2 protein-coding genes are annotated in these 1,911 nt (G+C 42.1%); both read left to right on the top strand.

The annotated features are described in order from the left end of the window. Positions 1 to 445, top strand: a 445-nt coding sequence (locus F6K37_RS40160) for a hydantoinase B/oxoprolinase family protein (RefSeq protein ID WP_287256858.1), incomplete at its 5' end; no start/stop codon positions are given. Positions 446 to 780: 335 nt separating this feature from the next. Beyond that, positions 781 to 1,911: RNA-guided endonuclease InsQ/TnpB family protein (locus F6K37_RS40155; RefSeq protein ID WP_502887827.1), on the top strand; the 1,131-nt coding region annotated here is incomplete at its 3' end.

The raw sequence follows: 1,911 nt of genomic DNA, 5'->3' as shown, positions 1-1,911 counted from the left end.
ATACTATGAAACTATTTGTGGAGGCTCTGGGGCAGGGGTTGATTTTGATGGAACAGATGCGGTACATACTCACATGACCAATTCTCGCTTAACTGACCCAGAAGTGTTGGAATGGCGATTTCCAGTAGTTTTGGATAGGTTTGGGATTCGCCCTGATAGTGGGGGTAAGGGCGTTCATTGTGGGGGTAATGGCGTGATTCGCAAGATTCGTTTCCTAGAACCTATGACCGCAGGAATTCTATCTGGACGTCGAGTGGTGAAGCCTTTTGGGTTAAATGGTGGTGAAGCGGGTGCTTTGGGAAAAAATTATGTGGAACGGAAGGATGGAACGGTTGAGGAGTTGGGTAGTACTGGGGTAGTGGAAATGAATACAGGTGATGTGTTTGTAATTGAGACCCCTGGAGGTGGGGGATTTGGTTTCGATAGTGGTGATAGCGCATCCTAATTGGTGGGGGCGAATGGGATCGGCTCTGCCCATCCCATTGGTTTTTCCTTTGGGTTAAAAGTCTTAACGGTCTAGGAGGTTAATGGTCAGACCAGTAGCAGCACCTTTAACCGCATTATCTACCACCGAGCCATTGTCAATGATCACGCCAGTGACAACACTAGCAGCAGCGCCAAACCCGACATCTTGAACTAGACTCCCGGCACTGTTACCGAAAAGCGATGGTGAAAGCCCCTGTCTTTTAAGCAGGGGATGAAACCGAGCGAGCCGTCACAGCAGACACATTTATGTGTCCTGTTTATGGTAAAATGGGAAATGCAAGGGAGGTGATTCAAGTGTACGGCTGTCAGCAGGTTTTATTAAATCCAGATCGAGAATTGTCGGCAATTCTCAACTTTTTATGCATACAATCCCATAGATTGACAAATATGGGAATCTACTTTGCTCGTCAAATCTACTTTAAAGCCAATCGCTACATCAGCAAGTTTGAGCTAGAAAAAGAATACAAGCTCAATCGTCACTATAAGGCAATTCACTCCCAAGCAGCACAACAAATACTTCGTTCGGTCTACGAGTCTTTTAAATCCTACAAAGAATTGATTAAAGCATACCGAAAAGGGAAGATTGAGCATAGACCGAGACTGCCCAAGTATAGAAAAAAGGGAGGTTTGGCATTGGTCAGTTATCCCAAGCAAGCTTTAAGATTAATAGATGGAAACATAAGAATACCATTGGGCAGACAAGTAAAGTGCTGGTTTGGGCTTGATAGTTTTAGGTTGCCTCTTCCTAGCAATATTGAATTTGATGACATCAGAGAATTAAGAATACTGCCAAAGAATAGATGTTTCTATGTTGAGTTGGTTTATAAAAAAGAAATAGAAACACCAATTGTAGAACCAGATAATGTACTTGGGATTGACCCAGGATTGGATAATTGGCTAACCTGTGTTTCTAATGTAGGAACGAGCTTTATTATTGATGGTAAGCAGATCAAATCAATGAATCGTTGGTATAACAAACAGATATCAACAATTAAACAAGGCAAACCACAAGGATTTTGGTCTAAGCACCTAGGGGCGATAACTGAAAAACGTAACCGTCAAATGCGTGATGGAATTAACAAAGCCGCAAGAATAGTTATCAATCATTGCTTAAAAAATAAAATTGGTCGAGTTATTTTTGGTTGGAATAAAGGAGGCAAGAATGAGATAGGTCTAGGTAAAAAGACTAACTCAGAATTTGTGCCAATACCTACAGCTAGACTAAAAGAGAGAATAGCCGGGCTTTGTCAACAGTATGGAATCGAGTTCATAGAAACAGAGGAAAGCTATACCAGTAAAGCATCGTTCTTAGATGGTGACTATCTGCCAAAATATGGTGAAAAACCCAAGGATTGGAAGCCATCAGGGAGAAGAACGAAACGCGGTTTATACCGAACAGCAATGAATTGGTATGTCAATGCGGAT

The sequence above is a fragment of the Moorena sp. SIO4E2 genome, assembly GCF_010671945.1.
GTDB classification, from domain to species: domain Bacteria; phylum Cyanobacteriota; class Cyanobacteriia; order Cyanobacteriales; family Coleofasciculaceae; genus Moorena; species Moorena producens.
The sequence above is the reverse complement of the archived record's forward strand: the minus strand, read 5'-3'. Positions and strand labels throughout refer to the sequence as shown.